We start from the raw sequence: 17,038 nt of genomic DNA, 5'->3' as shown, positions 1-17,038 counted from the left end.
TCATTCCTTAAATTGATCAGCTAAGTTAATTTTATCAAATTGTTCCATTAGAAATTCTTTAGCTTTTTCTTTATCTAAAGATAAAATATCCAAAGGTTCACTTAGACTATAAGTAATCTTACTAAAAGGTTTTGGCAAGATCATCTTATCCCAACTTTTAAATTCCCAAAAACGATTTGCTTCATAGTTTAAAATTCTTATCTTTAGTTCTTTTTTTTGAGCCAAAATGATAGAACCATCTGAAATACTATGATAAGGCCCACGTGGACCATCAGGCGTGATAACTATATCGTCATTTTGTTCTAAAACTTTAAATGCAGCTCTAAGTGCACTGCTAGCACCCCTTGAAGTGCTTCCTCTTACAGTATCAAGACCGAAAAGCTTGATGATTTTTGCAATTTGTTCTCCATCTTTATGGTGGGAGATCATGACATAGGCTTTTTTATTTTTTTGTCTATAATGTCTAAACGCAAAAGGCATGAGTGCTAATTTTCCATGCCAAAAAAGTATCACACTAGCTTTACGGTCAACTTTTTCACCTTTATAGTGCTTTTTACAGCTTAAAAAAATAAGCCATTGCAAGATGAAAATTATATATGTTAAGCAATGGATTTTAAACGATTTCCCCATATAAAACCATACGCTTTGCATTAGTGATTTTTACTTCTTTAAATTGCCCTAAAAGTTCTTCGCTACCTTCAACTTGAACTAAAAAATTATTATCTGTTCTTCCAGCAATGCTATTGCCTGCTCTTAATTCTTCAAATAAAACTTTAAAAGTTTTATTTTCTTGTTTTTTTACAATTTCATCTAAAATTTCACTATGACGATTTTGTAAGGTGCTAAGTCTTCTTGAAGCTGTTTCTTCATCGATTTGATTAGGCATGGTTGCGGCTTTTGTTAAAGGGCGTTTGGAGTATTTAAAAGAAAAAATTTGTTCAAAACGCACTTTTTCCAAAACATCCATAGTTTCTTCAAAATCTTTTTCACTTTCCCCTGGAAAAGCTACAATAATGTCTGTAGAAATGCTAACATTTGGACAAAGTTCTCTAAGTTTTAAAGCTCTATTTAAATACCATTCTTTAGTATAGCCACGTTTCATGGCTTTTAAAATTTCACTTGAACCGCTTTGTAAAGGCATATGCATGGATTTGCAAACTTTTGGATTATTGGCAAAAACTTCTAAAAATTTATCATCCATGTGCAAAGGATGTGGACTTGTAAAGCGAATGCGTTCCAAACCTTCTATAGTGCTAAGTTCTTCTAAAAGATCTGAAAAGTCCATTTTTTTATGTTCGTTTCTAAATCTTTTGCCGTAGTTATTGACATTTTGTCCTAGCAAGAAAATCTCTTTAGCGCCTTTTTCAACGGCTTTTTGAGCTTCTTTGTAGATGATGTTAAAAGGTATGGAAATTTCATCTCCTCTAGTATGTGGCACTATACAATAAGTGCAGTGTTTATCACAACCTATGGAGATATTAATATAGGATTTATAAATACTATTTCTAAAATCTGCAAAAGCAAATTCACTTTCATCATAGTCTATGTCCACCCCCATAAATTTTGGAGTTTTTATAGCTTGAGTGATTTTGGAAATATTTCTTGCCCCTAGAACAAAATCCACATAAGGAGCACGTTTGAAAATTTCATTTCCCAAATGTGATGCAGTGCATCCACAAACTCCTATTTTAGCACCTTCTTTTTTAACTTTTTCAAAGCCACCCACTTCTGAGAAAAGTTTATGCACAGGTTTTTCACGCACTGAACAGGTATTGATAAGAATAAGATCTGCTTCTTTGATATCTTCTGTTAGTGCGTAATTTTCTTTTTGTGTTAATTCTGCGATCATATGCTCAGAATCTCTGACATTCATCGCACAACCTAAAGTTTGGATAAAAAGTTTTTTAGCACTCAAAGAATATGTACCTCATACATAAAATCATTATCATCAAGTCCGTATTTTACGGTTCTATGATAAATGCTTACTCCTTTTTTTTCAAAATGATTTACAAGGGCAATGAGTTGTTTGTGTGTATTATCTTTATCAAAATAAAAAAACTTTTGTCCTTCTTTTTCTATAGCCTCTTCGATTTTTTCTAGGCTAATATTTTTAGGTTTTTCATTAATCAAAGTTCTTGCCAATTTTAATTCCATAGCTAAATCCTTAAGAATTTTCATTTTAATCTATAATTTTAGCAAATTTTACTTTTAATTAAACTTATTAAGGATATAATTTTTATCTACATTTTTAAATTTCCCACAAAAAAGGTTTTATAAAATATGGAAAAGATAGCAGATATTATCGAATCTATTGCTAATGAAAAAAATTTAAACTTAGAGAATGTAAGAGAAAAGGTAGCTACCGCTTTAATCAATACTGCAAAAAGAATTTATGGACAAGAATATGAGTTTTTTGTGGATCCTAAAAATTTAAATCTTTATCAAAAAATTACCATAGTAGCAGATAATGACGAGAGATTGCAAAATAAAAGTGAGAGTTTTATCGCGTTAAGTAAGGCAAAATCAGAAGCTCCAGATGTTGAAATAGGAGATGAATTAACCTATGAATGTTCTTTGGAAAATTTAGGAAGAACTGCGGTAAATACCTTGCATAAAGAACTTGAATATCATATACAAAAATTATTAGAACAAACTATTTTTGAAAAATATAAAAACAAAGTAGGGCAAATGGTTTTTGGTACAGTTGTTAGAGTGGATAATGAAGAAAATACTTTTATTGAAATAGATGAATTAAGAGCTTTTTTACCGAGAAAAAATCGCATTAAAGGGGAAAAGTTTAAAATAGGTGATGTGGCAAAAGCTGTGATACGCCGTGTTTATACAGATAAGGGTATTAAAATCGAGCTTAGTCGTACAAGTCCTAAATTTTTAGAATGTTTACTTGAAGCTGAGGTTCCAGAAATCAAAGATGGTTATGTCAATATTATAGGATGTGCTAGAATTCCAGGTGAAAGAGCAAAAATCATTCTTCAGGCCAATGGAGCAAATATCGATCCTGTAGGTGCTACAGTAGGTGTTAAAGGTGTAAGAATTAATGCAGTAAGCAAAGAGCTTCATAATGAAAATATTGATTGTATAGAATTTACAAATGAGAGTGAAATTTTAATTTCTCGTGCCTTGGCTCCTGCTATTGTAAATTCTGTAAAAATTGAAGATAAAAAAGCTATTGTAAGTTTAAATAGCGAACAAAAAAGCAAAGCTATAGGAAAAAATGGTATTAATATTCGCCTTGCTTCTATGTTAAGTGGTTATGAAATAGAGCTCAATGAATTAAGCTCATCGCAGCTAAATAATGCCATCAGTAATGAAGAAGCAATGAAAAATCTTCAAGATTTATTTAAAATTTAAAATATTTGTGAATTTTCACAAATATTTTTTATAAAACCACTTCCAATAAAATGCCGCAAAGATAAAAATCATACCCAATAAGCCTGTAATCAGTTCTAAACTCAGGTCTATTTCAAACAAAAAGCCCATAAGCATTGAAATAATAGCACTAAAACTAAGATAAATCATATCTGTATAAGCGATCACCCTACCATGATATTCTTTGTCGGCATTTTTTTGTATCATAGTGTAGGTATAAGCCCAAAGCGCTGAGGTAAAAAAACCTGCACCAATTAATCCTAAAAAAGAAATATAAAAATTAAATTGAGTTAAAGCCCAAAGTATAATACCAAAACCTTGACCAAGATACATGTAAAATAAATTTTTATCATTGATAAATTTGCTTAAAACCATAGGTCCTATAGCCAAAGAACAAGCACGTACCGCATTTAAAAACCCTATTACTAAAGCAGCAGATAAAACTTCTTTATATTGATGTTGCGCTAAAAGCGTAACTAAGGTTTCATAAGCAGTTAAACCTATAAAAGCGTGAAGCAAGATAAGATGAAAAATTATTTTATTATTTAAAACATAGAAAAATCCTTCTTTTATCATGATAAAAAAGCGACTTTGTGTTTTTTGATGAAAATCAGGAATGCTTAATCTTACTAAAAAAGAAATGCCTATGAGTATAAGCATGCAGTCAAATAAAAAAGCGGTTTTAACTCCTAGAAAATAAATAAAAATTCCCGCACTTGCCATACCTGCTGTATAAGAAATCGCCCAAATGACACTGTGCATTTCATTAGCGAGTTTAAGTTCTTGAGGGGTTAAAATTTTCGCCAATAAACTCATTTCAGCTTGAAAATAAATCGAAGCAACACAAAGTCTTATGAAAATTAAAATAAATAAAAGCCAAAGCATACTAAGACTTGTGACAAAAATAAGACAAAAAATAGAAATTAATTCTATACTAATCATATTGAGTAAAAGTTTTTTAGGTTTATTTTTCTCTACTATGACGCCATTAATAGGAGCAAGCAAAACTCCAGGTAAAAAAGCAAGCATAGCACTTGTAGCTGTTGCCCAAGTAGGAGCATTAAGCTCAACCAAAAGGGTAAAAACTCCTGTTTGAGAAAACCATGCTCCAAAATATACTATAAACTGAACCGAAGCTAATATTCTGATATTTTTATTATTTTTTAATAGTTCAATGTAATTCATAAGCGAAACTATAGCATAATTTATATTTTAAATGCTATAATTATTTTAATTTATGCAAAAAACAAGGAAAAATTTTGAAAAGACTGGATAAAAAAGAAGCTTTAGATTTATTACATCATGCAAGTTTAACAGAGCTTGGAGAAATGGCTTATAGAAGAAAATTAGAACTTCATCCTGAAAAAATCACTACTTTTGTTGTAGATAGAAATATTAACTATACTAATGTTTGTTGTATTGATTGTTCTTTTTGTGCTTTTTATCGTCATCATAAAGAAGATGATGCTTATATTTTAAGTTTTGAAGAAATAGATAAAAAGATAGAGGAGCTTGAAGCTATTGGGGGTACACAAATTCTTTTTCAAGGCGGGGTGCATCCAAAATTAAAAATAGAATGGTATGAAGAATTAGTTTCTTGGATAAAAGAACATTATCCAAATATCACTGTACATGGTTTTTCAGCGGTTGAAATCGCTTATATTGCAAAAGCATCTAAAATTTCAATTACTGAAGTGCTTCAAAGATTACAAGCTAAGGGTTTATTTTCTATACCAGGAGCAGGTGCTGAGGTGCTAAGCGATAGGGTGCGTGATATCATTGCACCCAATAAATGTGATACAGCTACTTGGTTAGAAGTACATCGCCAAGCTCATAAAATCGGTATGAAAAGTACAGCTACTATGATGTTTGGAACGGTTGAAAATGATGAAGAAATCATCGATCATTTTGAACATTTAAGAAAATTACAAGATGAAACAGGTGGTTTTAGAGCTTTTATTTTATGGAGTTTTCAAAGTGATAATACTGCTTTAATCCAAAAACATCCAGAGATTATGAAACAAAGTTCTAACAAGTATTTAAGACTTTTAGCTTTAGCAAGACTTTATTTAGATAATTTTAAAAATTTACAAAGTTCTTGGGTAACTCAAGGCTCGCTTATAGGTCAACTTGCTTTAAAATTTGGGGCTAATGATTTAGGCTCAACCATGATGGAAGAAAATGTAGTAAGTGCTGCAGGAGCAAGTTATAGAATGAATCAAGATGAGATGATAAGGCTGATTAGAAGTTTAGGCGAAAATCCAGCTAAACGCAATACCGCTTATGAAATTTTAGAAAGGTTTTAATGCAGTATTTAGAGAGTAGGGGTGTTAAAATCCCTTTTATTTTTGAAAAAAATTCTGATTTTCCTATTGTTGTTTTAAAGCTTGTTTTTAGAAATTGCGCTAGAAGTTATGATGAAATAGCAGGTTTGGCTAAAATGTTTTCACGCATTTTAAATGAAGGCGTGGATGATAAATTTTTTAAGGATTTAGAATTTAGAGCGATAAATTTAGAGGCAAGTAGTGGTTTTGAAAGTTTGGAAATCAATCTTTCTTGCTTGAAAGAAAATTTTGATTTTGCTTTAAAGAGTTTAGAAAAATTGCTTTTAAAACCAAGAATAGAAGAAAAAACTTTGCAAAAATTAAAAATCAATGCCTTAGGTGAGCTCGCGAGTAAAAATAGTAATTTTGATTATTTAGCAAAAAATTTACTCAATGCTCAAATTTTTAAATGTAAAGAATTTCAAAGTCCAAATGATGGAGATGAAAAAAGTATAGAAACTTTGTCTTTAAAAGATTTGCAAAATTTTTATAAAAATTTTATCCATCTTAGTGATTTGGTTGTGATTTTAGGAGGAGATTTAGAAGAAAAACAAGCCAAGGAAGATCTTTTAAAACTCTTATCAAAACTTCAAATAGGTAAAAAAAATACTCCAAAAAAATATGAGTTAAGCAAAAACATCAAAGATGAAATTTTGGTACGCCCAGAAAGTGAACAAGCTTATATTTATTTTGCTACGCCTTTTTTTGCTGATTTTAAAGATAAGGATTTATATCTTGCAAAAATTGCTTTATTTGTTCTAGGGCAAGGAGGATTTGGTTCAAGGATTATGGAAGAAATTCGCGTTAAAAGAGGTCTTGCATACTCAGCTTATGCTATGCTTGATATGAATATGTCTTTTTCTAGAGTTTTTGGATATTTACAAACTAAAAATGAAAGCGCTAAAGAAGCTAAGAAAATCGTAAAAGAGCTCTTTGAAGATTTTATAAAAAATGGCATGACTCAAAACGAACTTGATCAAGCTAAAAATTTTCTCATAGGATCAACTCCTTTGCGTTATGAAAGCTTAAGTAAGCGTTTATCTATAGCCTTTAATGAATTTTATCAAGGTTTAAATTTGGGATACTATAAAGAAGAATTAAAACTTATGGAAAAGGTTAAGCTTGAAACCATAAATGCTTATATTAAAAAACATCAAGAACTTTTAAATATAAGTTTTGCAAGCATACAAAATGAAAATTAAAGAAAGTGATTTTGAATTTTTTAAAAAATTAAAAATTAGAAGTGCTATTGATTTAGCGCTTCTTTTACCTAAAAAAATTGAAAATTTAAATCCAAGTAAAAATCCCAAAGAAAATGAAATTTGCACCCAAAAAATCACTATAAAAAGCGTTAGTTCAAGAAAAAATCAACTTTTTGGTTTAGGTTTTTGTGAAGAATGGCAAGAAAATATTTCTTTTGTATTTTTTCATCCTAGAGCTTGGCATTTTGGGGTTTGCAAGGTAGGAAAAGAGCTTATTTTTAATGCTAAACTCTCGCGTTTTAATCACACTTGGCAATTTAACAATCCTAAAATTTTAACTTCTTTTGAGGGTTTTAGTCCAAAGTATCAAATTTTAGGTTTAAAAGATACAAAAATTGCCGCTTTTATACATAAATATCTTAATTATGAAAATTTAAAAGAAAGTGGCATAGAGGATAAATATATACATTTTCTTTTAAATTTACATGCTTATGATGAAAAAAGTTTTTTTATGTTTGAAAATTTGCAAAATTTTAGCAAAGATTTAAAATATATAGAAATATATAATTTTTTAAAGCGTTTAAAAGCTAAACAAACGCATTTTAAAGCTCATCAAATCAATGTTTTTAATATAGCTAATTGGCTTAAAGATTTGCCTTTTTCTCTTACTAAAGATCAGCTTAACGCCTTAAAAGACATAGAAAAAGATTTACACTCAAAAGAAGCCAAAAGGCGTGTGATTATGGGTGATGTGGGGTGTGGTAAAACCTTGGTTTTACTCGGTGCGGCTTTGATGGTTTATCCTAAGCAAGCTATTTTAATGGCACCTACTAGTATTTTAGCGTATCAGCTTTATGAAGAGGCTAAGAAATTTTTACCTGATTTTATGAATATTTTGTTTATTAAAGGGGGTAAAAAAGAAAAAGATTTAGAACAAAATATCCAAAAAGCAAATCTTATCATAGGCACTCATGCTTTAATTCATTTAGAAAGTCATAATGCCGTGCTTGTAATGATAGATGAACAACATCGTTTTGGATCAGCTCAGCGTGAAAAAATTCATTCTTTAAATAAGCAAGAATTTGCCCCTCATTTTATACAGTTTTCAGCTACGCCTATTCCAAGAACTTTAAGCATGATACAATCTGAACTTTTAAATTTTAGCTTTATTAAACAAATGCCTTTTAAAAAAGATATTACAACTTATTGCATACAAAATGAAGGTTTTTCTAAGCTTAGCGAGAAGATCAAGGAAGAAATTTCTAAAAATCATCAAATTATCATTATTTATCCCTTAGTGAGTGCTAGTGATAATATTCCTTATCTTTCTTTAGAGCAGGCCAAAGAATATTGGCAGAGTCATTATGAAAAAGTTTTTGTAACTCATGGAAAAGATAAACAAAAAGATGAAATTTTAGAGCGTTTTAGAGATGAGGGAAATATTTTACTAAGCACTACAGTGGTGGAAGTAGGTATTTCTTTGCCAAGATTGAGTATGATAGTGATTGTGGGGGCGGAACGTTTAGGACTTGCTACCTTACATCAACTTCGTGGCCGTGTAGGTCGTGTAGGGCTTAAAAGTACTTGCTATCTTTATACTAAACTTAAAGAAATTCCGAGTCGTTTAAAAGAATTTGCTAGCACTTTAGATGGGTTTAAAATAGCAGAGCTTGATCTTAAAAATCGTTTGAGTGGAGATTTGCTCGATGGTTTTATGCAACATGGAAATGAGTTTAAATTTTTTGATTTTTCCAAGGATGAGGAGATTTTAGAAAAGGTGAAAAAAGATTTGGCAAAAAAATTGCCAAATTAATGTCCACCATATTTATAAAGCATATTTTGAAAATGTGAAGCTATCATTTGTGCACGCTGTAAAATAACTGCTTTCATTTCTTCATTATAAACCATATTTAAACTTTCTTCAAAAAGTCCTAGCCAAACTTCAAAAAATTCTTGAGGAAAAGGAGGTAAATCTAGATGCTTTTTTAAGGGTTGCCCATTATAATCACCTTCTCCTAAAAGCATGCCTGCCCAAAAATTTCCTATTTTTGCTTTATGTTCTTTCCATTCTTCATCACTTGTTCCAATAGCATTGTTAAAAATAGGGCCCAAATCCTTATCTTTTCTAACTTTTTCATAAAATATTTCCATGAGTTTTGCTATGCTTTCTTGATTAATTGTTTCAAATTTCATATAAGCCTTTCTTAAATGTTAATTTTATGGCGTTAATATAGCAAAAATAAGATAAATTAAATTTAACATAAGTTAAGAATGGAAAATGTATATAATGAAAGATTATTTAGAACTTTTATCTAGTGTAGGAAAATTAAAAAAAATTCAAAAAAATAGTATTTTATTTTATGAGGGCGAAGAGGCTAAAAAATTTTTTATTTTACTCAAGGGAAAAATACGCATTTATAAAAGTACAGCAAGTGATAAAGAAATTACTTTGCATTATTTTAATCCTCCAAATTTTATAGCAGAAATGCCTGCTTTTAAAAAATTAAATTATCCTGCTAATGCTATATTTGAGGAAGATGGAGAAATTTTGGAAATTGATTTTATTAATTTTCAAAATTTATGCAGTGAAAATAAAGAATTCAATTTTTTACTTATCAGTTCACTTTTTGATAAAATTAAAATTTTAGAAAAGAAATTATCTCAAAATGCATTAGATTTAAGGACGAGATTATTAAAGTATCTTTTGGAAAATGAAAAAAATTTAGATACAATTTCACAAAAACAAATTGCAATTGATTTAAATGTTAGAGCACAATCTTTATCTCGAGTGTTAAAAGAACTTAAAATTTCAGAACTTATTGATACAAAAAAAGGTAGAATTGAAATTTTAAATAAAGATATGATCATGAAAGAACTTTGGTAAAAATTTAAGGTAGAGAATGGATTTTGATTTTATATTAGTTCAAGCTCCTGCTTTTTTAACGGCTGCTTGGCTTACGATAAAACTAAGCTTTTTTGGAATTATTTTTTCTTTGATAATAGGCTTGTTTTGCATTTTAATGAGTTATTTTAAAATAAAAATTTTAGAAAATATTTGCAAGCTTTATATAGAGTTTTCAAGAAATACGCCTTTATTAATTCAACTTTTTTTCTTATATTATGCTTTACCTAAATTTAATATACATTTAGAGCAAATTCCACCGCTTGATTTGATTTGCTTAAGCGTAGAAGAAACTTTAAGGCCTTCTTTTGCTTGTGCTATAGTAGGACTTAGTTTTTTAGGAGGTTCTTATATGGCTGAAAGTTTAAGAGCGGGATTTGAAGCCATAAGAAAACAGCAGTTTGAAGCGGGACTTTCTTTGGGTTTTTCAAAATTTGGAAATTTGCGTTATGTGATTTTGCCGCAAGCTTTGGCTATTTCTATGCCAAGTATTAGTGCTAATATTATATTTTTAATCAAAGAAACTTCAGTCGTTAGTATTATTGCCTTGCCAGATTTGGTGAATTTAATGAAGAGTTTAAATTCCTTAACCTATAAGACAGATGAGCTATTGTTTTTGTTGTTTATGGGATATTTGTGTATTATCTTACCTTTGTCTTTTATTTTGCTAAAGTTTGAAAAAAGGTTGCTTCATGCTTGAACTTTTAAATACCGATACGCTTTTAAGACTCTGGCAAGGGCTTTTTGTCACTCTTGAAATTTCATTTATCAGCATTATTATTACTTCGATAGGTGGGTTATTTTTAGGAATTTTAATGAGTTTTAAAAATACCTATATCTATGCTTTTTGTCGTTTGGGTTTAGAATTTGTGCGTGTTATGCCACTTTTAGTATGGCTTTTTGTGGTGTATTTTGGTTTTCCTAGATGGTTTGGGTGGGATTTGAGTTCTGTAAGTGCAGCTATTATTGTTTTTAGCATTTGGGGTTGTTTTGAGATGATGGATTTGGTGCGTGTTTCCTTGCAGAGTATTCCAAAACATCAGTATGAAAGTGCATCATCTTTAGGTTTAAATACGGTGCAAAGTTTTGTTTATATTATTATTCCACAAGCTATGCGTCGTTTAACTCCTATGAGCATGAATTTACTTACTCGTATGATTAAAAGTACAACCTTTGCTTATTTAATCGGCGCGGTAGAGCTTGTAAAAGTAGGGCAACAAATTATAGAATTTCATAATAGAAATGATTTTGCACCTTTTATTATTTATGGTTTGATTTTTTTTATCTTTTTTATACTTTGTTATCCTATCACTTTATATTCAAGAAAATTAGAGAAAAAATGGAGCTAAAATGAGCATACTAAAAATAGAAAATTTACAAAAGTATTATGGTTCGCATCACGCCTTAAAAGATATTAATTTAGAAGTTAAGGCTAAAGAAGTTGTGGTGATTTTAGGTCCTAGCGGATGTGGAAAATCTACGCTTTTGCGTTGTATTAATGGGCTTGAAGAGATTGCAAGTGGTAATATTTATATTGATAATGAGAAAATAGATAAAGATTTTAAAGAATGGCCAAGAATGCGTCAAAAAGTTGGTATGGTTTTTCAATCTTATGAGCTTTTTGAGCATTTAAGTGTTGAAGAAAATATACTTTTAGGGCCTATGAAAGTGCAAAAAAGAAAGAAAGATGAGGTTTTAAAAGAGGCTAAAATTTGGCTTGAAAAGGTGGGGCTTTTGCATAAAATTCATGCTTATCCAAGAGAACTTAGCGGAGGACAAAAGCAAAGAATTGCCATAGTAAGAAGTCTATGTATGAATCCTGAGTTAATGCTTTTTGATGAGGTTACAGCAGCGTTGGATCCTGAGATTGTTAGAGAAGTTTTAGAGGTAATGCTAAATCTTGCAAAAGAGGGTATGACTATGCTTATTGTTACTCATGAAATGGGTTTTGCTAAAGCTGTAGCAGATAAAATTATTTTTATGGATGAAGGAAAAATCATCGAAGAAAATGATCCTAAAAGTTTTTTTGAAAATCCAAAAAGCGAAAGAGCAAAGAAATTTTTAAATTTGTTTGATTATCATAAATAGATAAAAATAATATCGGTTTATGATAATAAACTTTACAAGACTAAAATTTTATAGAAAAACTAAAAAAGTCTTGACAAAAATTTTTTTTTGAGTTATAATCTCACTTTTATTTTTGCTGGTTTAGCTCAGTTGGTAGAGCAGCTGCCTTGTAAGCAGCAGGTCGGGGGTTCAAGTCCCTTAACCAGCTCCATTTATTTTAGCAGTGTTTGACCAGAATATTGAAAAAGCAATATTTTTATGGTGAGTTACTCAAGTGGCCAACGAGGGCAGACTGTAAATCTGCTGGCTTTCGCCTTCCGTGGTTCGAATCCACGACTCACCACCATGCTTTGCGGGAGTAGCTCAGTTGGCTAGAGCATCAGCCTTCCAAGCTGAGGGTCGCGGGTTCGAGTCCCGTTTCCCGCTCCAACAATTTAAAAGAACTGGGAGCTGTATTTTAAAACCTTTAACTTACAGTATATATCCCATTTAAGAGTTTTTGTTGTCTATTATTATGTATAATTTTTCTGAGCGCTCGTATGGCTCAGAGGTAGAGCACTCCCTTGGTAAGGGAGAGGTCGCGGGTTCAATTCCCGCTATGAGCTCCATGAATTGAAAAAATTATATAGATATAAGACTTGCTTTGCTCAATTTATTTTTTATACGGAGGAAAAAAATGGCTAAAGAAAAATTTTCACGTAATAAGCCACACGTAAATATTGGTACTATTGGTCACGTTGACCATGGTAAAACTACTTTAACAGCTGCTATTTCTGCTGTTCTTTCTAGAAGAGGTTTAGCAGAGCTTAAAGATTATGATAATATCGATAATGCTCCAGAAGAAAAAGAGCGTGGTATTACTATTGCTACTTCTCATATTGAATATGAAACAGACAATCGTCACTATGCACACGTTGACTGCCCAGGTCACGCAGATTATGTTAAAAACATGATTACAGGTGCTGCACAAATGGATGGAGCGATCTTGGTTGTTTCTGCTGCAGATGGTCCTATGCCACAAACTAGAGAACACATTCTTCTTTCTCGTCAAGTAGGCGTTCCATATATTGTTGTTTTTATGAATAAAGCAGATATGGTTGATGATGCTGAACTTCTAGAGTTAGTTGAAATGGAAATTAGAGAATTATTAAGCTCTTATGATTTCCCAGGCGATGATACACCTATTATTTCTGGTTCTGCTTTAAAAGCTCTTGAAGAAGCTAAAGCTGGACAAGATGGTGAATGGTCAGCAAAAATTATGGATCTTATGGCTGCAGTTGATAGCTATATTCCAACTCCAACTCGTGATACTGAAAAAGACTTCTTAATGCCAATAGAAGACGTTTTCTCAATTTCAGGTCGTGGTACTGTTGTTACAGGTAGAATTGAAAAAGGTGTTGTAAAAGTAGGTGATACTATCGAAATCGTTGGTATTAAAGATACTCAAACAACAACTGTAACAGGTGTTGAAATGTTCAGAAAAGAAATGGATCAAGGCGAAGCAGGAGATAACGTAGGTGTTCTTCTTCGTGGTACTAAAAAGGAAGAAGTTATCCGTGGTATGGTTCTTGCTAAACCAAAATCAATTACTCCACACACTGACTTCGAAGCTGAAGTTTATATCTTAAATAAAGATGAAGGTGGTAGACATACTCCATTCTTTAACAACTATAGACCACAGTTTTATGTAAGAACAACTGATGTTACAGGTTCGATTAAATTAGCTGATGGTGTTGAAATGGTTATGCCAGGTGAAAATGTGAGAATTACTGTAAGCTTGATCGCTCCAGTAGCACTTGAAGAAGGAACTCGTTTTGCTATTCGTGAAGGTGGTAAAACTGTTGGTTCAGGTGTTGTTTCTAAAATTATTAAATAATTTAATAAAGCCAAGTTAAAAGCTTGGCTTTAATTTTTTAAGGAAAATTGAAATGAGAATTAAAGTTGGTTTAAAGTGTGAAGAATGTGGTGATATTAATTATAGCACCTATAAAAATAGTAAAAATACTACTGAAAAATTAGAATTAAAAAAATATTGCCCAAGATTAAAAAAACATACACTTCACAAAGAAGTTAAGCTAAAAAGTTAAGCTTGCGCCCTTAGGGCAATAGCTCCAACGGTAGAGCGCCGGATTCCAAATCCGATGGTTGGGGGTTCGAATCCCTCTTGCCCTGCCATAATTAAGGTTTAAATAAATGGAAAAATTAATAACTTATTTTAAATTATCAAAAGCCGAATTAAGGAAAGTAATTTTTCCTTTAAAAGAACAGGTAAGAAATGCCTATATTACAGTTTTTGTGGTTGTTGCGGTGATTTCTTTGTTTTTGGCGTTAGTGGATTGGCTTATGTCCTCTATTGTTTCTGCGATCGTATAAGGAGAGTAAATGAGTACTCATAAATGGTATGCAATTCAAACTTATGCTGGCAGTGAAATGGCAGTTAAAAGAGCCATTGAAAATTTAGTAAAAGATAACGGAATTGAAGAACAACTTAAAGAAATTGTTGTTCCAACTGAAGATGTTATTGAATTTAAGAATGGAAAGGAGAAGATTAGCGAAAGAAGTTTGTATTCAGGATACGTTTTTGCACTTCTTGATTTAAATACAGAGCTTTGGCATCGCATTCAATCTCTTCCAAAGGTTGGTCGTTTTATTGGAGAATCCAAAAAGCCAACCCCTTTAACAGAAAAAGATATTAATTTGATTTTGGAAAAAGTTCACAATCGTGCAGCGCCTAAACCAAAGATTTCTTTTGAAGAAGGGGAAAATGTGAGAATCACAGAAGGGCCATTTGCAAACTTTACTGCAATTGTAGAAGAGTATGATATGGTTCGTGGTTTATTAAAATTAAATGTTTCTATTTTTGGACGCTCAACTCCAGTGGAGATCTTATATTCTCAAGTTGAGAAAATAATTTAATTTATATCAAGTAAGGAGATTTGTTATGGCTAAAAAAGTCGTAGGCGAAATTAAATTGCAAATTGCTGCCACAAAAGCAAACCCATCACCACCTGTTGGTCCTGCTTTGGGTCAGCAAGGTGTTAATATTATGGAGTTTTGTAAGGCTTTTAATGAAAGAACAAAAGATATGGCAGGTTTTAATATCCCTGTTGTTATCACTGTTTATGCAGATAAAAGTTTTACTTTTATTACAAAACAACCGCCAGCTACGGATTTGATCAAAAAAGCAGCTGGAATTTCTAAAGGTACGGATAATCCACTTAAAAATAAGGTGGGTAAGTTAACTCGTGCTCAAGTTTTAGAAATAGTAGATAAGAAAATTGCAGATTTAAATACTAAAGATAGAGATCAAGCTGCTAAAATTATTGCAGGTTCAGCTCGTTCTATGGGTGTTGAAATCGTAGATTAATCCTTTCACCGCCAAGGTAAAAGGCGGTAGCACTTTAAAATGCGGAGAAAATAAATGGCTAAGATAGCAAAAAGATTAAAAGAATTATCACAAAAAATTGATTCAAATAAAGAGTATGCTTTAAGCGATGCAATTGATACAATAAAGACTTTAAAGTCTGCTAAATTTGATGAGACTGTAGAAATTGCTTTAAAACTTAATGTTGATCCAAGACATGCAGATCAAATGGTAAGAGGATCTGTCGTTTTACCTGCTGGAACGGGTAAAAAAGTTCGTGTTGCTGTAATTGCAAAAGACGCAAAAGCTGATGAAGCGAAAAATGCTGGTGCAGATATTGTGGGTAGCGATGATTTAGTAGAAGAAATTCAAAAAGGTAATATGAATTTTGATGTTTTGATTGCTACTCCAAATTTAATGGGACTTGTTGGTAAAGTTGGTAGAATTTTAGGCCCAAAAGGTTTAATGCCAAATCCTAAAACCGGAACAGTGACTATGGATGTTGCTCAAGCAGTTAATAATGCAAAAAGTGGTCAGGTAAATTTCCGTGTTGATAAGCAAGGAAATATCCATGCAGGTCTTGGTAAAGTAAGTTTTTCCAAAGAACAATTATGGGACAATGTTAGCACTTTTGTAAAGGCAATTAACAAACATAAACCTGCCGCAGCTAAAGGTAGATATATTAAAAATGCGGCTTTATCTTTAACAATGAGCCCTTCTGTAAAGCTTGAAACACAAGAATTGCTTGATATGAAATAAGAGTTGCTTTTTTGCAACTCTTTTGTTCTAAAATAAACATTTGAAAAAATTTTTGATTTTTTGAGATGTTTATTTTAGATTGAAGATAGTCGAGGCGTAAGCTTAATTGGATTTCCACTCTACTTGAAATCTCAATCGGAAAGGAGAAAATGTGACTAGAAGCGAAAAAGTTGAGATTATTGCTAAACTTGAAGAAGGTTTTAAAGCTAGTGAAGCTATTGTAGTTTGTAATTACAGAGGTCTTAGCACAAAAAAACTAGAAGAGCTTAGAAATAATGCAAGAGAAAACAATGTAAAAGTTCAAATTGTTAAAAATACTTTGGCTAACATTGCTCTTAACAATTCCGGTAAAACAGGTCTAGTTCTTAAAGATACAAATATTTATCTTTGGGGCGAAGATCAGCTAAGTGTTTCAAAAGTAGCTGCTAAATTTGAAGAAAATAACGATAAATTTGAAATCAAAACAGCTTATATTGAAGGCGAAGTTGCAGATGTTGCTAAGGTTAAAGCTCTTGCTAAAATGCCTTCACGCAATGAGTTGCTTGCTATGCTTTTGCAAGTTTGGAATGCGCCAATTACCAATTTCACAATAGGTTTAAATGCGCTTAAAAATAAAAAAGAATCTGAATAAATTAAATAAAAGGATAAAAAATGGCAATTTCTAAAGAAGATGTATTAGAATATATTTCAAATTTAAGTGTTCTTGAGTTATCAGAACTTGTAAAAGAATTTGAAGAAAAATTTGGTGTGTCTGCTGCCCCTGTAATGGTAGCTGGTGGTGCTGCAGCTGGTGGTGCTGCAGCTGCTGCTGAAGAAAAAACTGAATTTGATATCGTTTTAACTGATGGCGGTGCTAAAAAGATTGAAGTTATTAAAATCGTTCGTGCTCTTACAGGCCTTGGTCTTAAAGAAGCAAAAGATGCAGTTGAGCAAACTCCTTCAACTCTAAAAGAGGGTGTGGCTAAAGCTGAAGCTGAGGAAGCTAAAAAACAACTTGAAGAAGCTGGTGCTAAAGTAGAACTTAAGTAATTTT

Annotated in this window: 20 protein-coding genes, 5 tRNA genes and 1 pseudogene; 21 read left to right on the top strand and 5 right to left on the bottom strand. The window is 31.5% G+C overall.

What is annotated here, in order from left to right; all coding sequences use genetic code 11:
- Genes SR63_RS00200 through SR63_RS00190 form a run of 3 tightly spaced genes read right to left on the bottom strand, consistent with a single transcriptional unit; the run spans window position 1 to window position 2,154 of the window.
- A complete protein-coding gene (locus tag SR63_RS00200; RefSeq protein ID WP_032603127.1) occupies window positions 1-630 on the bottom strand; it encodes a lysophospholipid acyltransferase family protein in 630 nt (209 codons plus the stop codon).
- The gene (miaB, locus tag SR63_RS00195) at window positions 614-1,915 is read right to left on the bottom strand and encodes a tRNA (N6-isopentenyl adenosine(37)-C2)-methylthiotransferase MiaB (protein ID WP_002857621.1); all 1,302 of its coding nucleotides are present in this window, start codon (window positions 1,913-1,915) and stop codon (window positions 614-616) included. The genes SR63_RS00200 and miaB overlap by 17 nt, the downstream gene beginning before the upstream one ends.
- Window positions 1,912-2,154 carry an HP0268 family nuclease gene (locus SR63_RS00190; RefSeq protein ID WP_002851103.1) on the bottom strand — a complete coding sequence of 81 codons (243 nt, stop codon included), beginning with the start codon at window positions 2,152-2,154 and terminating at the stop codon, window positions 1,912-1,914. Before SR63_RS00190 ends, miaB begins: the two co-directional genes overlap by 4 nt.
- Window positions 2,155-2,280: 126 nt before the next feature.
- Here SR63_RS00190 and nusA point away from each other — a divergent pair, with 126 nt between their 5' ends.
- Entirely contained in the window at window positions 2,281-3,369 is a 1,089-nt protein-coding gene (nusA, locus tag SR63_RS00185; RefSeq protein ID WP_002866986.1) for a transcription termination factor NusA, read from the top strand.
- Window positions 3,370-3,384: 15 nt separating this feature from the next.
- Here the strand turns inward: nusA and SR63_RS00180 are convergent, their stop codons facing one another.
- The gene (locus tag SR63_RS00180) at window positions 3,385-4,572 is read right to left on the bottom strand and encodes an MFS transporter (protein ID WP_002866985.1); all 1,188 of its coding nucleotides are present in this window, start codon (window positions 4,570-4,572) and stop codon (window positions 3,385-3,387) included.
- Window positions 4,573-4,646: 74 nt separating this feature from the next.
- Between SR63_RS00180 and SR63_RS00175 the strand changes: the two genes are divergently transcribed.
- From SR63_RS00175 to recG, 3 genes are read left to right on the top strand one after another with little or no spacing between them, the layout of a single operon-like run.
- Window positions 4,647-5,693, top strand: coding sequence for a dehypoxanthine futalosine cyclase (locus tag SR63_RS00175; RefSeq protein ID WP_002866984.1), 1,047 nt, complete (start codon window positions 4,647-4,649; stop codon window positions 5,691-5,693).
- Window positions 5,693-6,913: a M16 family metallopeptidase gene (locus SR63_RS00170; RefSeq protein WP_002866983.1), complete on the top strand. Its 1,221-nt coding sequence runs from the start codon at window positions 5,693-5,695 to the stop codon at window positions 6,911-6,913. The genes SR63_RS00175 and SR63_RS00170 overlap by 1 nt, the downstream gene beginning before the upstream one ends.
- Complete coding sequence (gene recG, locus SR63_RS00165) at window positions 6,903-8,726, top strand: ATP-dependent DNA helicase RecG (protein ID WP_002866982.1); 1,824 nt, start codon at window positions 6,903-6,905, stop codon at window positions 8,724-8,726. The genes SR63_RS00170 and recG overlap by 11 nt, the downstream gene beginning before the upstream one ends.
- Here recG and ctb read toward each other — a convergent pair.
- Complete coding sequence (gene ctb / locus SR63_RS00160; RefSeq protein ID WP_002866981.1) at window positions 8,723-9,106, bottom strand: truncated hemoglobin Ctb; 384 nt, start codon at window positions 9,104-9,106, stop codon at window positions 8,723-8,725. The genes recG and ctb overlap by 4 nt on opposite strands.
- A gap of 94 nt (window positions 9,107-9,200) precedes the next feature.
- Between ctb and nssR the strand changes: the two genes are divergently transcribed.
- From nssR to rplL, 17 genes and pseudogenes are all read left to right on the top strand, one after another.
- Window positions 9,201-9,797 carry a nitrosative stress-sensitive transcriptional regulator NssR gene (gene nssR, locus SR63_RS00155; protein WP_002866980.1) on the top strand — a complete coding sequence of 199 codons (597 nt, stop codon included), beginning with the start codon at window positions 9,201-9,203 and terminating at the stop codon, window positions 9,795-9,797.
- Between the two features lie 16 nt (window positions 9,798-9,813).
- Window positions 9,814-10,515, top strand: a complete 702-nt coding sequence (locus tag SR63_RS00150; protein ID WP_002866979.1) for an amino acid ABC transporter permease — start codon at window positions 9,814-9,816, stop codon at window positions 10,513-10,515.
- Window positions 10,508-11,164: an amino acid ABC transporter permease gene (locus tag SR63_RS00145; protein ID WP_002861208.1), complete on the top strand. Its 657-nt coding sequence runs from the start codon at window positions 10,508-10,510 to the stop codon at window positions 11,162-11,164. The genes SR63_RS00150 and SR63_RS00145 overlap by 8 nt, the downstream gene beginning before the upstream one ends.
- A gap of 1 nt (window position 11,165) precedes the next feature.
- Window positions 11,166-11,926 (top strand): annotated as a pseudogene (locus SR63_RS00140) (amino acid ABC transporter ATP-binding protein).
- A gap of 91 nt (window positions 11,927-12,017) precedes the next feature.
- Window positions 12,018-12,093, top strand: a tRNA-Thr gene (locus SR63_RS00135).
- Between the two features lie 49 nt (window positions 12,094-12,142).
- Window positions 12,143-12,228: transfer RNA gene (locus tag SR63_RS00130), tRNA-Tyr, on the top strand.
- A gap of 6 nt (window positions 12,229-12,234) precedes the next feature.
- Window positions 12,235-12,311, top strand: a tRNA-Gly gene (locus SR63_RS00125).
- Between the two features lie 104 nt (window positions 12,312-12,415).
- Window positions 12,416-12,490 (top strand) — tRNA-Thr (locus SR63_RS00120).
- Window positions 12,491-12,558: 68 nt separating this feature from the next.
- Window positions 12,559-13,758, top strand: coding sequence for an elongation factor Tu (gene tuf / locus SR63_RS00115; RefSeq protein ID WP_002855271.1), 1,200 nt, complete (start codon window positions 12,559-12,561; stop codon window positions 13,756-13,758).
- Between the two features lie 52 nt (window positions 13,759-13,810).
- Window positions 13,811-13,969, top strand: coding sequence for a 50S ribosomal protein L33 (rpmG, locus tag SR63_RS00110; RefSeq protein WP_002793551.1), 159 nt, complete (start codon window positions 13,811-13,813; stop codon window positions 13,967-13,969).
- A 12-nt stretch (window positions 13,970-13,981) separates the two neighbouring features.
- Window positions 13,982-14,057, top strand: a tRNA-Trp gene (locus tag SR63_RS00105).
- A gap of 18 nt (window positions 14,058-14,075) precedes the next feature.
- The gene (gene secE, locus SR63_RS00100; protein WP_002854985.1) at window positions 14,076-14,255 is read left to right on the top strand and encodes a preprotein translocase subunit SecE; all 180 of its coding nucleotides are present in this window, start codon (window positions 14,076-14,078) and stop codon (window positions 14,253-14,255) included.
- 9 nt (window positions 14,256-14,264) lie between these two features.
- A complete protein-coding gene (gene nusG / locus SR63_RS00095; RefSeq protein WP_002851098.1) occupies window positions 14,265-14,798 on the top strand; it encodes a transcription termination/antitermination protein NusG in 534 nt (177 codons plus the stop codon).
- Window positions 14,799-14,823: 25 nt separating this feature from the next.
- Window positions 14,824-15,249, top strand: coding sequence for a 50S ribosomal protein L11 (gene rplK, locus SR63_RS00090; protein WP_002779452.1), 426 nt, complete (start codon window positions 14,824-14,826; stop codon window positions 15,247-15,249).
- Window positions 15,250-15,303: 54 nt separating this feature from the next.
- Window positions 15,304-16,005 carry a 50S ribosomal protein L1 gene (rplA, locus tag SR63_RS00085; protein ID WP_002854928.1) on the top strand — a complete coding sequence of 234 codons (702 nt, stop codon included), beginning with the start codon at window positions 15,304-15,306 and terminating at the stop codon, window positions 16,003-16,005.
- Window positions 16,006-16,156: 151 nt separating this feature from the next.
- On the top strand, window positions 16,157-16,636 hold the full coding sequence (gene rplJ, locus SR63_RS00080; RefSeq protein ID WP_002866976.1) for a 50S ribosomal protein L10: 480 nt from the start codon (window positions 16,157-16,159) through the stop codon (window positions 16,634-16,636).
- A gap of 20 nt (window positions 16,637-16,656) precedes the next feature.
- The gene (gene rplL, locus SR63_RS00075) at window positions 16,657-17,034 is read left to right on the top strand and encodes a 50S ribosomal protein L7/L12 (RefSeq protein WP_002854820.1); all 378 of its coding nucleotides are present in this window, start codon (window positions 16,657-16,659) and stop codon (window positions 17,032-17,034) included.
- Window positions 17,035-17,038 lie beyond the last annotated feature (4 nt).

Origin of the sequence: Campylobacter sp. 2014D-0259, from assembly GCF_008000505.1 — a bacterium.
In the GTDB taxonomy this organism is placed as follows: domain Bacteria; phylum Campylobacterota; class Campylobacteria; order Campylobacterales; family Campylobacteraceae; genus Campylobacter_D; species Campylobacter_D jejuni.
Note: the sequence above shows the minus strand (reverse complement) of the source record. Positions and strands in the feature narration are given on the sequence as shown.

Excerpts from the sequence above, each read along its gene's own strand:
- SR63_RS00200 (WP_032603127.1), bottom strand. The coding sequence starts at position 630 with ATGGGGAAATCGTTTAAAATCCATTGCTTAACATATATAATTTTCATC.
- SR63_RS00190 (WP_002851103.1), bottom strand. The coding sequence starts at position 2,154 with ATGGAATTAAAATTGGCAAGAACTTTGATTAATGAAAAACCTAAAAAT.
- nusA (WP_002866986.1), top strand. The coding sequence starts at position 2,281 with ATGGAAAAGATAGCAGATATTATCGAATCTATTGCTAATGAAAAAAAT.
- SR63_RS00180 (WP_002866985.1), bottom strand. The coding sequence starts at position 4,572 with ATGAATTACATTGAACTATTAAAAAATAATAAAAATATCAGAATATTA.
- SR63_RS00170 (WP_002866983.1), top strand. The coding sequence starts at position 5,693 with ATGCAGTATTTAGAGAGTAGGGGTGTTAAAATCCCTTTTATTTTTGAA.
- recG (WP_002866982.1), top strand. The coding sequence starts at position 6,903 with ATGAAAATTAAAGAAAGTGATTTTGAATTTTTTAAAAAATTAAAAATT.
- ctb (WP_002866981.1), bottom strand. The coding sequence starts at position 9,106 with ATGAAATTTGAAACAATTAATCAAGAAAGCATAGCAAAACTCATGGAA.
- nssR (WP_002866980.1), top strand. The coding sequence starts at position 9,201 with ATGAAAGATTATTTAGAACTTTTATCTAGTGTAGGAAAATTAAAAAAA.
- SR63_RS00150 (WP_002866979.1), top strand. The coding sequence starts at position 9,814 with ATGGATTTTGATTTTATATTAGTTCAAGCTCCTGCTTTTTTAACGGCT.
- SR63_RS00145 (WP_002861208.1), top strand. The coding sequence starts at position 10,508 with ATGCTTGAACTTTTAAATACCGATACGCTTTTAAGACTCTGGCAAGGG.
- tuf (WP_002855271.1), top strand. The coding sequence starts at position 12,559 with ATGGCTAAAGAAAAATTTTCACGTAATAAGCCACACGTAAATATTGGT.
- rpmG (WP_002793551.1), top strand. The coding sequence starts at position 13,811 with ATGAGAATTAAAGTTGGTTTAAAGTGTGAAGAATGTGGTGATATTAAT.
- secE (WP_002854985.1), top strand. The coding sequence starts at position 14,076 with ATGGAAAAATTAATAACTTATTTTAAATTATCAAAAGCCGAATTAAGG.
- nusG (WP_002851098.1), top strand. The coding sequence starts at position 14,265 with ATGAGTACTCATAAATGGTATGCAATTCAAACTTATGCTGGCAGTGAA.
- rplK (WP_002779452.1), top strand. The coding sequence starts at position 14,824 with ATGGCTAAAAAAGTCGTAGGCGAAATTAAATTGCAAATTGCTGCCACA.
- rplA (WP_002854928.1), top strand. The coding sequence starts at position 15,304 with ATGGCTAAGATAGCAAAAAGATTAAAAGAATTATCACAAAAAATTGAT.
- rplL (WP_002854820.1), top strand. The coding sequence starts at position 16,657 with ATGGCAATTTCTAAAGAAGATGTATTAGAATATATTTCAAATTTAAGT.